The sequence below is a fragment of the Pseudomonas sp. GW823-FHT02C05 genome, from assembly GCF_058797595.1.
This window is the reverse complement of the sequence record NZ_JBXAJU010000002.1, coordinates 623,732-640,506: the sequence shown is the minus strand read 5'-3', so window position 1 is coordinate 640,506 and position 16,775 is coordinate 623,732. Positions and strand designations below refer to the sequence as shown.

Here is a 16,775-nt window from a genome sequence, read left to right as displayed (position 1 = left end):
AAACTGTGACCCAGTCGTCAGCCGATAGTGCCCCGCCACCCGACGAATGCACGCCGTACGCTACCTTTTAATCCAGGGGATTGATCAGAGTTCTTTGGACTGGAAGCGTCGTTCCGTTAAGATAGTCGGCTTTTTCAAAGCGGGAGTCAGGCAGCATGGCGCAGCAGTATCAACCGGGGCAACGCTGGATTAGTGACAGCGAAGCCGAGCTGGGTTTAGGCACCGTTCTGGCACAGGACGGTCGCTTGCTGACCGTGCTCTATCCGGCCACTGGCGACACCCGCCAGTATGCGCTACGGAATGCGCCCCTCACTCGCGTGAGGTTCTCTCCGGGTGACAGCATCACCCACTTCGAAGGCTGGAAAATGACCGTACAGGAAGTCGATGATGTCGACGGCCTGCTGGTCTACCACGGCCTCAACGGGCAGAACGAAGCCGTCACCCTGCCGGAAACCCAACTCTCGAACTTCATCCAGTTCCGTCTGGCCAGCGACCGTCTGTTCGCCGGGCAGATCGACCCGCTGGCCTGGTTCTCCCTGCGCTACCACACCCTGGAACACACCAGCCGCCAGCTGCAGTCCTCGCTCTGGGGCCTGGGTGGCGTGCGCGCCCAACCCATCGCCCACCAGTTGCACATTGCCCGTGAAGTCGCCGACCGCATCGCGCCGCGGGTCCTGCTGGCGGACGAAGTGGGCCTGGGCAAGACCATTGAGGCCGGCCTGGTGATCCATCGCCAACTGCTCTCGGGTCGCGCCAGCCGGGTGCTGATCCTGGTACCGGAAAACCTCCAGCACCAGTGGCTGGTAGAGATGCGCCGGCGCTTCAACCTGCAAGTGGCACTGTTCGATGAAGAACGCTTTATCGAAAGCGATGCCAGCAACCCGTTCGAAGACACCCAGCTGGCCCTGGTGGCCCTGGAGTGGCTGGTGGACGACGAGAAGGCCCAGGACGCGCTGTTCGCCGCCGGCTGGGACCTAATGGTGGTGGACGAAGCCCACCACCTGGTGTGGCACGAAGACCAGGTCAGCCCGGAATACGCCCTGGTGGAACAGCTGGCAGAGACCATTCCCGGCGTGCTGCTGTTGACCGCAACCCCGGAACAACTGGGCCAGGACAGCCACTTCGCCCGCCTGCGCCTGCTGGACCCGAACCGTTTCCACGACCTCGCGGCCTTCCGCGCCGAGAGCGAGAACTACCGCCCGGTGGCCGAAGCCGTGCAGGAACTGATGGATAAAGGCCGCCTGTCTCCCGAGGCGCACAAGACCATCCACGGTTTCCTCGGCAACGAAGGCGAAGCCCTGCTGGCCGCGGTCAACGACGGCGACAGCGAAGCCAGCGCACGCCTGGTGCGTGAACTGCTGGACCGCCACGGCACCGGCCGCGTGCTGTTTCGCAACACCCGCGCCGCGGTGCAGGGTTTCCCCGAGCGCAAGCTGCACGCCTACCCGCTGCCATGCCCGGACGAATACCTGGAGCTGCCCCTGGGCGAACACGCCGAGCTGTACCCGGAAGTCAGCTTCCAGGCCCAGCCCGACGTCAGCGATGACGAACAGCGCTGGTGGAAGTTCGACCCGCGGGTCGAGTGGCTGATCGACCAGCTGAAAATGCTCAAGCGCACCAAGGTGCTGGTGATCTGCGCCCACGCGGAAACCGCCATGGACCTGGAGGACGCCCTGCGCGTGCGCTCCGGCATCCCGGCCACGGTATTCCACGAGGGCATGAACATCCTCGAACGTGACCGTGCCGCCGCCTACTTCGCCGATGAAGAGTTCGGCGCCCAGGTGCTGATCTGCTCGGAAATCGGCAGTGAAGGCCGCAACTTCCAGTTCGCCCACCACCTGGTGCTGTTCGACCTGCCGTCGCACCCGGACCTGCTGGAGCAGCGTATCGGCCGTCTCGACCGGATCGGCCAGAAGCACGTGATCGAACTGCACGTGCCGTACCTGGAAACCAGCCCGCAAGAGCGCCTGTTCCAGTGGTACCACGAAGCCCTGAACGCCTTCCTCAACACCTGCCCGACCGGCAACGCCCTGCAGCATCAGTTCGGCCCGCGCCTGCTGCCGCTGCTGGAGAATGCCGATGACGGCGAGTGGCAAGCGCTGATCGACGAAGCCCGTGGCGAGCGTGAACGCCTGGAAGCCGAGCTGCACACCGGTCGCGACCGCTTGCTGGAGTTGAACTCCGGTGGTGCCGGCGAAGGCGACGCCCTGGTGGAAGCGATCCTCGAACAGGACGACCAGTTCGCCCTGCCGATCTACATGGAAACCCTGTTCGACGCTTTCGGCATCGACAGCGAGGACCATTCGGAAAACGCCCTGATCCTCAAGCCCAGCGAGAAGATGCTCGACGCCAGCTTCCCCCTGGGCGACGACGAAGGCGTGACCATCACCTACGACCGCAACCAGGCGCTGTCTCGCGAGGACATGCAGTTCATCACCTGGGAACACCCCATGGTGCAGGGCGGCATGGACCTGGTGCTGTCCGGCTCCATGGGCAACACCGCCGTGGCGCTGATCAAGAACAAGGCGCTCAAACCCGGCACCGTGCTGTTGGAGCTGCTGTACGTCAGTGAAGTGGTCGCCCCGCGCTCACTGCAACTGGGCCGCTACCTGCCGCCGGCTGCCCTGCGCTGCCTGCTGGACGCCAATGGCAACGACCTGTCGGCGCGGGTCGCATTCGAGACCCTGAACGACCAGCTGGAAAGCGTGCCCAAGGCCAGCGCCAACAAGTTCATCCAGGCCCAGCGCGATCAATTGGCGCCGAAGATCAACGCCGGCGAAGCCAAGGTCGCACCGCGTCACGCCGAACGCGTGGCCGAGGCGCAACGCCGCCTGGCAGCCGACACCGACGAAGAACTGGCGCGCCTGACCGCGTTGCAGGCGGTCAACCCGACTGTCCGTGACAGCGAGCTGGTGGCCCTGCGTCAACAGCGCGAACAGGGCCTGGCCATGCTGGAAAAAGCCGCCCTGCGCCTGGAAGCGATCCGGGTGCTGGTGGCGGGCTGATAGCCCGGTTGTCAGCACTGAACAAAAGGCCCGCACTGTGCGGGCCTTTTTTTGCCTGTCGCCTGCCAATGCAGCAACGCGCCCTAGCGGCTCACTGCACCATCGTTGATCGCCGGCAGGCTCACCTCTGCTGGGGCATCAGCGGCATCCCCACAGGCCAGACCCTCTTTCATCCGCTGGGCGTCACGGACAAAACAGCGTGCTGCCTGGAACAGAAACAGCAGGGTCAGGAACAGGGCCACGGGAATCAGGTACATCGCATCGTGCAGACCGATGGCCTTGAACTCTTCGGTCATCAGCTCTGCGCCTGCGGCATACATTGCCGAATGGGCGAAGTGGTCGGAGAGCGCCCCCACCACCACCGGCCCCAAGCCGCCCCCCAACAGGTACAGGCCGGCGAAGAACAAGGCCATGGCGGTGGCGCGCAAGCGCGGTTCGACCACATCCTGCAGGGCGGTATAGACGCAGGTATAGAAGTTGTAGGCAAACAGCCAGCCGACACTGAATACCGCGACGAACACCCCGACCTCCACCCGCCCGGCATGCAGTGCCCACCCGGTGGCGAGGGTCGAGATGATCAGGCTGCAGGCCGCGAACAACAAACGACCATTGGCTACCCGCTGATGAATCTTGTCGGCGATCCAGCCACCCAGGGTCAGGCCCACCAGGCCGGTCACCCCGACGATCAGCCCGGTGGCCATGGCGGCTTCCTGCAAGGGCATGAGGAAGTAGCGCTGCAGCATCGGCACCAGGAACGAGTTGCAGGCATAGGTGGCGAAGTTGAACGTCAGCCCGGCCAGAGTCAGCCAGAGAAAGGTCGGTATCGCCAGCACCCGGCGAATGGGCCGGTCAATCCGCACCTGGGCCACTTTCACCGTTTCCGCCGCGCCGCGCTTGGGTTCCTTGATGAAGAACATGAACACCGCCAGCACCAGCCCTGGTACCGCCGCAATGAAGAACGGCGCCCGCCAGCTGTCGAAGGCCTTGACCATGGCACCGATGGTGAAGAACGCCAGCACCAGCCCCAGAGGCAGGCCGAGCATGAAGATGCCCATGGCCCGGGCCCGGCGGTGAGCGGGGAACAGGTCGCCGATCAGCGAGTTGGCGGCCGGGGCGTAGCTGGCCTCACCAATCCCCACGCCCATGCGCACCAGCAAAAAGCTCCAGAAGCTGCCGACCATGCCGTTGACCGCGGTGAGCCCGCTCCACACCGCCAGCCCCCAGCCCATCAGCTTGCTGCGCGAGCCGGTGTCGGCCAGGCGCCCCAGGGGCAAGCCGGCAATGGCATAGACGATGGTGAAGGCGGTGCCGATGATCCCCAGCTGGAAGTCGCTCAGGTGCCATTCCATGCGGATCGGCTCGATGATGATGGCGGGGATGGTGCGATCGAAGAAGTTGAACAGGTTTGCCAAAAACAACAGGAACAGAATGCGCCAGGCATTTGCCGCTTGAGTCGAATTATCCATGGATCGATCTCTTTTATTGTTATTGGGCCAGACGCGAGCGGGCCTGGAAGCTGCAATCTAGTCAGCCGCACCCACGCTGTCTGTAATCATTCGCCAGCCTGATACCAAGGCATCGCAGGCAGGCGCGGGGATGGCACTTGCGGCTCCCCGGAACAAGCCGCCCGAACTTCGCCACAGCCCCCGCTACCCGGGCCTTTCCCAGTCTTTTCAAGGGCTTGGCCAAGGCCGAAAAAATACCTTGCGCCCCCCCTTCCCAAGGCCGATGCGAAGCCTAGAATAGCCGCCTTGCCAGCCCCCCTTATCAACCCCTCCCCCATCGAATACGCCAATGTCCGAAGCCAGTCCGTGTCTGAATTGCGGTGCCTGCTGTTCATACTTTCGTGTGTCTTTTTTCTGGGGCGAATGCGCCTCATCCGGCGGGACTGTCCCCGACGAGCTGGTGCAAAGTATCAGCCCCAGCCGGGTGGCAATGCTCGGAACCGACTGCAAATCCCCGCGCTGCATCGCCCTTGAAGGCGAGGTCGGCCAGGGTGTGAGCTGTTCGATCTATGACCAGCGCTCCAGCCCGTGCCGCGAGTTCGAGGCTTCCTGGACCGACGGCCAGCCCAACAGCGACTGCGACGCCGCCCGCGCCGCCTTCGGCCTGGCCCCCCTGGAACCGGCGGACACCGAGCCCTGGTACGAGGAAAGCGCTTAGCACCTTTGGCGATAGAGCCCATAAGCAAATCATTAGCAGCAGCGTGCCACCTCCCATTGCAGCCAGCGGGTGCCTTCTATACTCCAAGCACTCGTTGGCGCGCGGCTCCGCCGACCTCAGATGACTCAGAGATGGGCAGGCTATGGACTGGCTGGGCGTGCATTTCATTACCGAGCTTCCTCAGGCCGGGCAAGTGGTCCTGCATTGCACCCACAACCCGGTTCTGGTGCTTCTGGCCTACCTGGTAGCCTGTGCCGCCAGCTTCGCCACCCTGGACATGGCCGAACGTGTCAGTCATGCCGAACGACCGGCCAGCCAGCGCCTGTGGCGCTGGGTCGGAGCCTGCTGCCTGGCCGGGGGGATCTGGGCCATGCACTTCATCGCCATGCTGGCGTTCGAGGCGCCGCTGCAGATCCACTACGACCTGCCCCTGACCCTGCTGTCGCTCCTGATCGCGCTGGTCGCCGCCTGGCTGGCGATGAACACCCTGAGCCACGCGCACATGCCGCTGTGGCGCTATGGCGTTGCTTCGATCTGGATCGGCCTGGGCATCGCCGCCATGCACTACGTCGGCATGGCGGCCATGCGCAGCAGCGCCAGCCTGTACTACGACCCCTTACTGATGGCGCTGTCGGTATTGGTGGCGATCGCCTGCAGCCTGGCGGCGCTGCTGCTGTCCCGTCACCTGCGCGAAGGCAGCGGTATGTTCCACCAGTTGCTCAAGTACGCCAGCAGCCTGGTGCTGGGCGCTGCCATCGTGCTCATGCACTTCACCGGCATCTGGGCCATGACCCTGGTGCTGCCCGCCGGCAGCCTGCCCGCCCCCGCGACATCCGACGGGCATCTGCAACTGGGCCTGACCCTGAGCGCGATCGTGCTCTTGATCATCGGCAGCGGCATCAGCGCGGCCCTGGCCGACAAGAAGCTGCAACACAAGGAGCGGGACCTGCGGCGGGTCAATGCCCTGCTTTCGCAACTGGACCAGGCCCGGGTTTCCCTGCAGCAGGTGGCCCACTACGACGCCCTGACCAACCTGATCAACCGCCGCGGCTTCAACCAGCTGTTCGCCGAAAAGCTCATCGAGAAAACCACCTTTGGCGGCATGCTGGCGGTGATGTTCCTCGACATCGACCATTTCAAGCGCATCAATGACAGCCTCGGCCACGATGCCGGGGACGAGTTGCTGAAAGTCATCGCCGGGCACATCAAGAGCTCCACCCGCAGCCATGAAGACGTGGTGGCACGCCTGGGCGGCGACGAGTTCTGCATCCTCATCAATCTGTACGACCGCGAAGAAGCCCGGCAGATGGCCCAGCGCATCATGCAGAAAATGAAGGAGCCGATCGAACTGGGAGGGCGGCGCATGGTGATGACCACCAGCATTGGCATCAGCGTCTTCCCCGATGACGGCAAGACCTGCGAGGAGTTGCTCAAGAACGCCGACCTGGCCCTGTATCAATCCAAGGATTGCGGACGCAACAGCCTGCATTTCTTCAACTCCCACCTCAAGACCCGGGCCACCCTGGAACTGCAACTGGAAGAGGAATTGCGCAACGCCCTGCGCGACGACCAGGGCCTGCTGCTGTATTACCAACCTATCTACGACCTCAAGAGCGGCAGGGTCACCAAGCTCGAAGCCCTGATCCGCTGGCAGCACCCGCAACATGGGCTGCTGACCCCGGATCGCTTCATCTCCATTGCCGAAGCCAACGGCATGATCGCCGAGCTGGACAACTGGGTGCTGCGCAAGGCCTGCGCGGACCTGGCCTACCTGTCGCGCCATGGCTGTGGCGAACTGAAGATCGCGGTCAACTGCTCGGCCCTGAACCTGACCCGCGAAGAGCTCGCCGGGGAGATCGAAAGCGCCCTGCGCCAGGCCCAGGTGGCGCCGCAGCGGCTAGAGCTGGAAGTCACGGAAAACGCCCTGATGGGCAATATTGCCAGCACCCTGGCGCTGCTCAAGCAGATCCGCGGGCTGGGGGTGTCGCTGTCGATCGACGACTTCGGCACCGGCTACTCATCCCTGGCCTATCTCAAGCGCTTGCCCCTGAACACCCTGAAGATCGATCGCTCGTTCATCCAGGACATCCCCAAGTCGACCCAGGACATGGAGATCGTCCAGGCGATCATCATCATGGCCCACACCCTGCACCTGCAGGTGGTCACCGAAGGGGTCGAAACCCCGGAACAGCAAGCGTTTCTCCAGCACCATGGCTGCGACTACCTGCAGGGCTACCTGCTCAGCCATCCGGTGCCGCTGCGGGAGTTGCGCGGGGTGCTGGAGGAGCTCGACCAGCGCCACGCCGCGCCGATCAATCCGCGGGCGCCGGATCCCGATAAAGGCGAACCAGGGTCGCTGGATCTTTTTCCAGATAGCCCTGCCCACCATGCAGACGCATCAACTGCGCAGCTAATCCGCTGATCGGCGTCGCCGAGCCCTGTTCGCGGGAAAACTTCACCGCTCCATCCAGGTCCTTGAGCAGGGTGCGCACATGCCACTTCACCGGCTCGAACCGGCTTTCAGCCATTTGCGGGGCCAGGATCTGCAAAGGTTTCGAGTCGGCAAAGCCACCGGCCAGGGCCTCGGCGATCAGCCGCGCATCCACCCCCGAGCGCTCGGCCAGGGCCACCACCTCGGCGATCACCAGGGCGTTGCAGGCGACGATCATCTGGTTGCAGGCCTTGGTCACCTGCCCGGCGCCCACCGCCCCCATGTGCGTGACCCGCTGCCCCAGGGTCAGCAGCACTGGCCGCACCCGCTCGACGTCCGTCGCCTCACCGCCAACCATGATGGCCAGGCTGCCGGCCTCGGCGCCCGGGGTACCGCCGGACACCGGCGCATCGACCCAGGCCACGCCGCGGCTTGCGGCCAGTTCGGCGGCCATTTCCCGGGTAGCCGTGGGTTCCAGGCTGGACAGGTCCAGCAGCAGCTGACCGGCCCGGGCGCCCTGGGCGATACCCTCGGGGCCAAACACCACCTCGCGCACCACCTCGGTATTGGCCAGGCACATCAGCATCAGGTCGGCATCGGCGCACAGCTGCGCCGGCGTGGCAACTTGTCGCGCCCCGGCAGCCACCAGGGGCGCGCATTTTTCCGGGTTGCGGTTCCACACCGTCAGCGGATAGCCCGCCGCCAGCAGCCGGCGGCACATCGGCAAGCCCATCAGGCCGATTCCGGCAAAGCCGAGTGAAGGTAACGCTGACATCATATTGCCCTCATTTGATTAAAGATCACCGAATACTGGCCGATTCATCATGATTCAGGAAAGGATTCCCCCGAGCGTCGCTCAGAAAAAACCCTGACGCCTTGGGCAAAATTCGCGCTCCACGCAGCGACGAGGTCCCATTCCGTGATGGTTCGACGACACCTCGTCCACGAGCCAACCTGACCAGGCATATGGCGCACAATGACTTCTAAAAACAAACCTGCCAACGCAGTCTCCGAGATGACGCTGACCTCCCCCACAACTAGCCCCTCAGACCCGAAGCCATTGTCCAATTCACGCCCCCTGTCGACTCAGCAGTACCTGTATTTCACCGAAACCAATACCGACCGCATCCTCGACAACCTCGACGGTCTGCGCGACACGGTGTTCCCGCGGCCACCGCACCTGGAAGGCGAGCCGGACAACCGCCGCGACCAGGAATTTCCGTCAGTCTGCCTGATCGGCCTGGGCCGCTGCGGCTCCAACATCGCCCTGGATGTGGCCGAGCTGGTGTACAACGCCCGCAAGTTCTACCTCAACGAATTCAATAACGAAGACAAGGCCTACGAAGGCGGCTACAGCCCCGGCCAGTGGATCCGCCAGAACCTGCGCCTGGGCCAGAACAAGGCCAGCAAACCGGTATTCCTGGTGGAGCCCCTGGTGATGCTCGGCGACCTGGACAAGGACATCGCCGGGCGCATCCGCTTCTCGCGCAAGGGCGAGAAAAGCGGCTTCATCCGCGATTACAGCAAGATGAAGATCATGGACCTCTCGGAAGTCCACGCCGGTGGCGCCGGTAACGCGCCAATCCTCGGCCAGTACCTGGCCAAGATCATCCTCAACAAGGACACCCAGCGCTTCTCCAGCCCCGACTGGAAGATGATCCACTCGTACCTGATCGACTCCTGCGGGATCAAGGCCAACCAGTCGCGCCTGTACTTCTCGATCTTCAGTGCCGGCGGCGGCACCGGCTCGGGCATGGCCTCGGAATTCGGCCTGGCCCAGCAGTACTCGTACATGAACAAGACCTTCGACACCAAGCCGATGGACGAGCACGACAGCAAGAGCGGGCACTCCTTCGTCTTCGAGCCGATCTTCACCAGTGGCATCTGCGTGCTCCCAAACATTTCGGACCATCGCAGCGAAATGTCCGAGGCGCTGCACATCAACGCCGGCCGCTTGCTGTGCAAATACCTTTCGGAAGAGTGGGACTTCTCCTACAACTTCGACAATGAAGACAGCAGCGAAGCCAGCGTCATGGGACGGATCCGCCCCTGGAACGCGATGATGCTGATCTCCAACGACATCATGCGCTACGCCGAAGAAAGCGATGACGGCAACATCCAGAACATCGACGTCAACGCCATGGAGAAGCACGCCAACCAGTACATCTCCCAGCAGATCTTCAACATCCTCACCGCCCAGGCGGTGACCACCGACTACGACCAGAACTACTTCCGGCGGGCCGGCATCGACATCGGCGAAACCATCCGCCTGGATGCCAACGACCTGTTCATGAGCCTGGCGGGCCCGGTGGCGATCGCCTACGCCGAATCCGTGGTGCCGGAGCAGCCGGTGCCCACCGGCGACAAGTTCAAGGTGTTCGAGAAAGAGCCGCAGCGCCTGAACATCGACGACCTGTTCTTCCGCTCCATCGACCTGCCGCACTTCAACAAGGTGACCCAGGCCATCGAGGGCATCAGCCTGCTGCCGATCGAGTCCAAGCGCTATCGCGCGGCCCTGGAGCAGTACAAGGCCTCGGGTTACGACGCCGCGGCGCTGCACGACCTGCACTTCTTCAAGAACTGCTCGTCGGTGGTATCGATCGTGTCCCTGCCCAAGGACTACAAGCTGTCCTACATGGACCTGAACCGGCTCAAGACCCACCTCAACAGCCTGTTCCCCAACACCACCCTCAAGCGCTACGCGCTGGTGATCGGCGCTTCGGCCAACCTGTCGCTGACCACCCTGATCGCCAAGAGCCCGTGCCTGTCGGACGACTTCCTGACCCTGATCGTGGCCTTTATCAAGCGTTGCTTTGCACGCAATCCATACCGTTTCGACGACACCCTGGACAACTCGGTGCTGGACTTCATCGTCAGTGACCAGTTCGATGAAGACCGCATCGACGATCTGCTCAACGAATTCGAGAACCCGGCGAAGATCCTCGACACCAACTGGTATGCGATCAAGCCGATGTACGAGAAGAAGTACCGCGAGCTGATCAACGACAAGGACAAGTTCGTCTCGATCAACGACATCCGCCTGTCCCGGGATTGCGTGAAGAAGGCCATCAAGTACCTGCGGGAAATCTACCGCCACCGTATCGGCAAGACCCGGGTCATCTCGCTCAACAGTCACACGGGCAAGACCGCGTATTAAGAAGGGCTTCGCCGGCGCGCCGGCTCCTGCACGGCAGGGAAAAACCTGCTGTCCTGTGGGAGCCGGCTGGCTGGCGAATGGTCAATTTGCTCACATCGCGAAACAATTAAGCAGCTCGTCGGCTGGGCTTGAAACTGTTCCCCTTCCGTGAACGTCACCCTAAGGGAAAAGCCCGTGGGGCCTTTCTCTACGGCAAGGTGCCATCACTGGATTCACGGTTACTCGGCTACACACTTTTGTCCGACAAAAACCCGCCCCTTATCGGTGCACGCTTCTAGCGTTATGCCCTTTCCTGGATCAGGATCCAGGGTGAAACCACCACCGCCCACAACGTCGGATCACGTTCCAGCAGATCGGATGCCCGCGTCGCAGACAGTTTCTCGACCTTTCCTTCGGCCAGCCAGGCCGCCACTTTTTCTGCCTGGTTCTCGGCCACGGCCTGGGCCGCCTCGATCAGATCCAGGTCGGCCTCGACCCACAATAGGGCACCCTTGGCGAAGAACGGCTCCAGTTCCTTCCAGCTGATAGATGCGGTCTCACCAAGCAGCTTGGCATAGAGGGTGCTAGGTTCTTGAGTCATGGGACTGTCCAGAAATGAAATCGGCGCAATCATAACGTCGGGGCTCTGGCAGAAAACCCCAGAAGCAAGCGCGACACCGATCGAGAAGCTCAGAAGCGCCAGGGACTGACGCCGAACCGGGCGCAAGCCACGCCGCAAATCTGTCTTTTTCTTTCAATTAAGCGACACCCCGCGTTTTTGCCCCCAGCAGCCAGCTTTTCAAGCGAACAACCGGCGCTCTACACTGTACCGGTACAGTTGCCAGGGGCATTTTCCGACGGGTATTCACGAAATATCTGATTCGGTTCTGCGACCAAGGCCGCCGGAACTATAAAAATTACAACAGTAAGAGTGGAGCACTATGAATAAGGCTACTAAGCAGATTTCCAAACTGTTTGCCGCTATGGTCCTGGCCGGGGTTGCCAGCCATTCGTTCGCAGCTGACACCATCAAGATCGGTATCGCCGGCCCCAAGACCGGCCCTGTAGCCCAATACGGCGACATGCAGTTCAGTGGCGCGAAAATGGCCATCGAACAGATCAACGCCAAAGGCGGCGTCAACGGCAAGAAGCTCGAAGCCGTTGAATACGACGATGCCTGTGATCCCAAGCAAGCCGTGGCAGTCGCCAACAAAGTGGTCAACGATGGCGTCAAGTACGTAGTCGGCCACCTGTGCTCCAGCTCCACTCAACCTGCTTCCGACATCTACGAAGACGAAGGCGTGATCATGATCACCCCGGCTGCCACCAGCCCGGACATCACCGCCCGTGGTTACAAGATGGTGTTCCGCACCATTGGCCTGGACAGCGCCCAGGGCCCTGCCGCCGGTAACTACATCGCCGACCACGTGAAACCCAAAGTGGTTGCCGTGCTCCACGACAAGCAGCAGTACGGTGAAGGCATCGCCACCGCCGTGAAGCAGACCCTGGAGAAGAAAGGCACCAAGGTCGCCGTATTCGAAGGCATCAACGCCGGCGACAAGGACTTCTCTTCGCTGATCGCCAAGCTCAAGCAGGCCAACGTCGACTTCGTCTACTACGGCGGCTACCACCCTGAGCTGGGCCTGATCCTGCGCCAATCCCAGGAAAAAGGCCTGAAGGCCAAGTTCATGGGCCCGGAAGGCGTGGGTAACGACTCCATTTCGCAGATCGCCAAGGATGCTTCCGAAGGCCTGCTGGTCACCCTGCCTAAATCCTTCGACCAGGACCCGGCCAACGTGGCCCTGGCTGACGCGTTCAAGGCCAAGAAAGAAGACCCGAGCGGTCCTTTCGTATTCCCTTCCTACTCCGCCGTTGAAGTCATCGCCGGCGCCATCACCAACGCCAAAAGCGAAGACGCGGCCAAGGTGGCTGAAGCCATCCACGCCGGCACCTTCAAAACCCCTACCGGCGACCTGAGCTTCGACGCCAAGGGCGACTTGAAAGACTTCAAGTTCGTGGTCTACGAGTGGCACTTCGGCAAACCTAAAACCGAAGTTTCCCCTCAGTAAGGCGCGGCCTGACTGACTGCCAATAAAGCCCACGGCGTGCCGTGGGCTTTGTTTTACGAATGTATGGGCCTGTGTTCCGTGATCCGGAATCCCGCCCACCTGAAAATCTCAAAACCGTCATCAGCGGTTCGCTGGCAAAACCCAGCCCGAAGTGGGTGCAGATCCACGGGGCCTGGGCGGGAAAATGACTCCACCAGTGAAATGCGTATCAGGTTTTTAGGAGCGTTGTAATGCCTGACATCTATCACTTTTTCCAACAGCTGGTTAACGGTCTCACCGTTGGCAGCACGTATGCCCTGATCGCCATCGGCTATACGATGGTTTACGGCATCATTGGAATGATCAACTTCGCCCACGGCGAGGTGTACATGATCGGTTCCTACGTGGCGTTCATCGCCATTGCCGGGCTGGCCATGATGGGACTCGACAGCGTCCCGCTCTTGATGACCGCAGCCTTCATCGCGAGCATCGTCGTCACCAGTGCCTACGGCTACAGCATCGAACGGATCGCCTACCGCCCCTTGCGGGGTAGTAACCGCCTGATCCCGCTGATCTCCGCCATCGGCATGTCGATCTTCCTGCAGAACACCGTTCTGCTGGCGCAGGACTCCAAGGACAAATCCATTCCCAACCTGATCCCGGGCAACTTCTCCATCGGGCCAGGCGGCGCACATGAAGTGCTGATTTCCTACATGCAGATCGTGGTATTCGTGGTGACCCTCATCGCCATGCTCGGCCTGACGCTGTTCATCTCCCGTTCTCGCCTGGGTCGCGCCTGCCGCGCCTGTGCCGAGGACATCAAGATGGCCAACCTCCTGGGGATCAATACCAACAACATCATCGCCCTGACCTTCGTGATCGGCGCCGCGCTGGCGGCCATCGCCGCCGTGCTGCTGAGCATGCAATACGGTGTGATCAACCCCAACGCCGGTTTCCTGGTGGGCCTCAAGGCCTTCACCGCAGCGGTCTTGGGCGGCATCGGCAGCATTCCGGGCGCGATGCTCGGCGGGCTGGTGCTGGGGGTGGCCGAAGCCTTTGGTGCCGACGTGTTCGGCGACCAGTACAAGGACGTCGTGGCGTTCGGCCTGTTGGTTCTGGTGCTGTTGTTCCGTCCGACCGGCATTCTGGGCCGTCCGGAGGTTGAGAAAGTATGACTAGGAATCTTAAATCGGCGCTGTTCAGCGCCTTGTTGGTCTGGGCTGTCGCCTACCCGGTGCTGGGCCTGAAACTGACCATCGTCGGCATCAACCTGGAAGTCCACAACACCAGCCCGACCATTCTTGCCACCATCGCGGTGTGCTCGGTGCTGATGTTCCTGCGGGTGCTGTTCCATAGCCAGATCAGCGCCGCCTGGAAGTCCTCTCCCAGCATGCCGTTGATCCCGGCCAAGGCCAGCAACTTCCTGACCCTGCCCAGCACCCAGCGCTGGATCATCCTGGCGTTGATCCTTGGCGCCCTGGTCTGGCCGTTCTTCGGCTCCCGCGGGGCGGTGGACATTGCCACGCTGATCCTGATCTACGTGATGCTGGGCCTGGGCCTGAACATCGTGGTCGGCCTGGCCGGCCTGCTGGACCTGGGTTACGTGGGTTTCTACGCCGTCGGCGCCTACAGCTATGCGCTGCTGTCGCACTACTTCGGCCTGAGCTTCTGGATCTGCCTGCCGATCGCCGGCCTGATGGCGGCCACTTTCGGCTTCCTGCTGGGCTTCCCGGTGCTGCGCCTGCGGGGTGACTACCTGGCAATCGTGACCCTGGGCTTTGGCGAGATCATCCGTCTGCTGCTGCGCAACATGACCGATCTCACCGGCGGCCCCAACGGCATCAGCAACATCGAGAAGCCGACCTTCTTCGGCCTGACCTTCGAGCGCAAGGCAGCAGAAGGCATGCAGACCTTCCACGAGTTCTTCGGCCTGCAGTACAACTCGATCAACAAGGTGATCTTCCTCTACCTGGTGGCCCTGCTGCTGGCACTGGCGGCGCTGTTCGTCATCAATCGCCTGCTGCGCATGCCCATCGGCCGTGCCTGGGAAGCCTTGCGTGAAGACGAGATCGCCTGCCGTGCCCTGGGCCTGAACCCCACCGTGATCAAGCTCTCGGCCTTTACCCTGGGCGCCGCGTTCGCCGGTTTCGCCGGCAGCTTCTTCGCCGCGCGCCAAGGCCTAGTGACCCCGGAATCCTTCACCTTCATCGAGTCGGCGATCATCCTCGCCATCGTCGTGCTGGGTGGCATGGGCTCGCAGCTGGGTGTGATCCTGGCGGCGATCGTGATGATCCTCTTGCCTGAAATGATGCGTGAATTCAGCGAATACCGGATGTTGATGTTCGGCGCCATGATGGTGCTGATGATGATCTGGCGTCCTCAAGGTCTGCTGCCCATGCAACGTCCTCACATGGAGCTGCGCAAATGAGCCGTGAGATCCTCAAAGTAACCGGCCTGTCGATGCGCTTCGGCGGCCTGCTGGCGGTCAACGGCGTGGCCCTGACCGTCAAGGAAAAACAAGTGGTGGCATTGATCGGCCCGAACGGTGCCGGCAAGACCACGGTGTTCAACTGCCTGACCGGTTTCTACCAGCCCAGCGCCGGCAGCATCCTCCTGGACGGCGAGCCGATCGAAGGCCTGCCGGGCCACAAGATCGCCCGCAAGGGCGTGGTGCGTACCTTCCAGAACGTGCGGCTGTTCAAGGACATGACCGCGGTCGAGAACCTGTTGATCGCCCAGCACCGGCACCTGAACACCAACTTCCTCTCCGGGCTGTTCAAGACCCCGGCGTTTCGCAAGAGCGAGCGCGAGGCCATGGAGTACGCCGGCTACTGGCTGGACAAGGTCAACCTGCGGGAGTTTGCCAACCGCCCCGCCGGCACCCTGGCCTACGGCCAGCAACGGCGCCTGGAAATCGCCCGCTGCATGATGACCCGCCCGCGGATCCTCATGCTCGACGAGCCAGCCGCCGGCCTCAACCCCAAGGAAACCGAGGACCTCAAAGCGCTGATCAGCGTGCTGCGCGAAGAGCACAACGTCACCGTGCTGCTGATCGAACACGACATGAAGCTGGTCATGAGCATTTCCGACCATATCGTGGTGATCAACCAGGGCACGCCCCTGGCCGACGGCACGCCGGAACAGATCCGCGACAATCCCGAAGTGATCAAAGCCTACCTGGGGGAAGCGTAAATGCTGCAGTTCGAAAACGTTTCCACCTTCTACGGCAAGATCCAGGCGTTGCACAGCGTCAACGTCGAGATCCGCCAGGGCGAGATCGTCACCCTGATCGGCGCCAACGGTGCCGGCAAGTCCACCCTGCTGATGACCCTCTGCGGCTCGCCCCAGGCCCACAGCGGCAGCATCCGTTACCTGGGTGAAGAACTGGTGGGGCAAAGCTCGGCGCAGATCATGCGCAAGAGCATTGCCGTGGTGCCGGAAGGCCGCCGGGTATTCGCCCGCCTGACCGTGGAAGAGAACCTCGCCATGGGCGGCTTCTTCACCGACAAGGGCGACTACCAGGAGCAGATGGACAAAGTCCTGGAGCTGTTCCCGCGGCTCAAGGAGCGCTTCACCCAGCGCGGCGGCACCATGTCCGGCGGTGAACAGCAGATGCTCGCCATCGGCCGTGCGCTGATGAGCAAGCCCAAGCTGCTGCTCCTGGACGAACCGTCCCTGGGCCTGGCGCCGATCATCATCCAGCAGATCTTCGACATCATCGAACAGCTGCGCCGCGACGGCGTGACGGTGTTCCTGGTGGAGCAGAACGCCAACCAGGCGCTGAAGATCGCCGACCGTGCCTATGTGCTGGAAAACGGCCGGGTGGTGATGCAAGGCACCGGTGAATCGCTGCTGACCGATCCGAAGGTGCGTGAAGCCTACCTGGGCGGCTAAGCACCTGCGTCACTGAAAACGGCCCTTCGGGGCCGTTTTTTTTATTCCGGGATAAAAAACTGCCCCGGGCTGTAACAAATCCCCATGAGCCTTCTCTA

At 62.3% G+C, this 16,775-nt stretch carries 12 protein-coding genes; 9 read left to right on the top strand and 3 right to left on the bottom strand.

Features of this window, described 5'->3' with window-relative positions; genetic code table 11:
* Positions 1-155: 155 nt before the first annotated feature.
* Entirely contained in the window at positions 156-3,005 is a 2,850-nt protein-coding gene (gene rapA, locus AC1RGE_RS13930; protein WP_015634418.1) for an RNA polymerase-associated protein RapA, read from the top strand.
* A gap of 83 nt (positions 3,006-3,088) precedes the next feature.
* On the opposite strand, the gene AC1RGE_RS13925 is transcribed toward rapA, so the two are convergent.
* On the bottom strand, positions 3,089-4,471 hold the full coding sequence (locus AC1RGE_RS13925; RefSeq protein WP_011059648.1) for a spinster family MFS transporter: 1,383 nt from the start codon (positions 4,469-4,471) through the stop codon (positions 3,089-3,091).
* A gap of 328 nt (positions 4,472-4,799) precedes the next feature.
* Here AC1RGE_RS13925 and AC1RGE_RS13920 point away from each other — a divergent pair, with 328 nt between their 5' ends.
* Complete coding sequence (locus tag AC1RGE_RS13920) at positions 4,800-5,168, top strand: YkgJ family cysteine cluster protein (RefSeq protein ID WP_015634416.1); 369 nt, start codon at positions 4,800-4,802, stop codon at positions 5,166-5,168.
* Between the two features lie 142 nt (positions 5,169-5,310).
* A complete protein-coding gene (locus AC1RGE_RS13915) occupies positions 5,311-7,590 on the top strand; it encodes a putative bifunctional diguanylate cyclase/phosphodiesterase (RefSeq protein WP_492584487.1) in 2,280 nt (759 codons plus the stop codon).
* Here the strand turns inward: AC1RGE_RS13915 and AC1RGE_RS13910 are convergent.
* Positions 7,481-8,377 (bottom strand): NAD(P)-dependent oxidoreductase, encoded by an 897-nt coding sequence (locus AC1RGE_RS13910; RefSeq protein WP_015634414.1) that lies wholly within the window; start codon positions 8,375-8,377, stop codon positions 7,481-7,483. The genes AC1RGE_RS13915 and AC1RGE_RS13910 overlap by 110 nt on opposite strands.
* A gap of 198 nt (positions 8,378-8,575) precedes the next feature.
* On the opposite strand from AC1RGE_RS13910, the gene AC1RGE_RS13905 reads away from it, so the two are divergent.
* A complete protein-coding gene (locus tag AC1RGE_RS13905) occupies positions 8,576-10,756 on the top strand; it encodes a hypothetical protein (protein ID WP_492584485.1) in 2,181 nt (726 codons plus the stop codon).
* 280 nt (positions 10,757-11,036) lie between these two features.
* On the opposite strand, the gene AC1RGE_RS13900 is transcribed toward AC1RGE_RS13905, so the two are convergent.
* Complete coding sequence (locus AC1RGE_RS13900) at positions 11,037-11,336, bottom strand: DUF2288 domain-containing protein (RefSeq protein ID WP_019094472.1); 300 nt, start codon at positions 11,334-11,336, stop codon at positions 11,037-11,039.
* 340 nt (positions 11,337-11,676) lie between these two features.
* On the opposite strand from AC1RGE_RS13900, the gene AC1RGE_RS13895 reads away from it, so the two are divergent.
* From AC1RGE_RS13895 to AC1RGE_RS13875, 5 genes are all read left to right on the top strand, one after another.
* On the top strand, positions 11,677-12,804 hold the full coding sequence (locus tag AC1RGE_RS13895) for a branched-chain amino acid ABC transporter substrate-binding protein (RefSeq protein ID WP_011059642.1): 1,128 nt from the start codon (positions 11,677-11,679) through the stop codon (positions 12,802-12,804).
* Between the two features lie 230 nt (positions 12,805-13,034).
* Complete coding sequence (gene livH / locus AC1RGE_RS13890; protein WP_011059641.1) at positions 13,035-13,958, top strand: high-affinity branched-chain amino acid ABC transporter permease LivH; 924 nt, start codon at positions 13,035-13,037, stop codon at positions 13,956-13,958.
* Complete coding sequence (locus tag AC1RGE_RS13885) at positions 13,955-15,211, top strand: high-affinity branched-chain amino acid ABC transporter permease LivM (RefSeq protein ID WP_011059640.1); 1,257 nt, start codon at positions 13,955-13,957, stop codon at positions 15,209-15,211. The genes livH and AC1RGE_RS13885 overlap by 4 nt, the downstream gene beginning before the upstream one ends.
* Entirely contained in the window at positions 15,208-15,975 is a 768-nt protein-coding gene (gene livG, locus AC1RGE_RS13880; protein WP_011059639.1) for a high-affinity branched-chain amino acid ABC transporter ATP-binding protein LivG, read from the top strand. The genes AC1RGE_RS13885 and livG overlap by 4 nt, the downstream gene beginning before the upstream one ends.
* A complete protein-coding gene (locus tag AC1RGE_RS13875) occupies positions 15,976-16,677 on the top strand; it encodes an ABC transporter ATP-binding protein (protein WP_015634412.1) in 702 nt (233 codons plus the stop codon).
* Positions 16,678-16,775 lie beyond the last annotated feature (98 nt).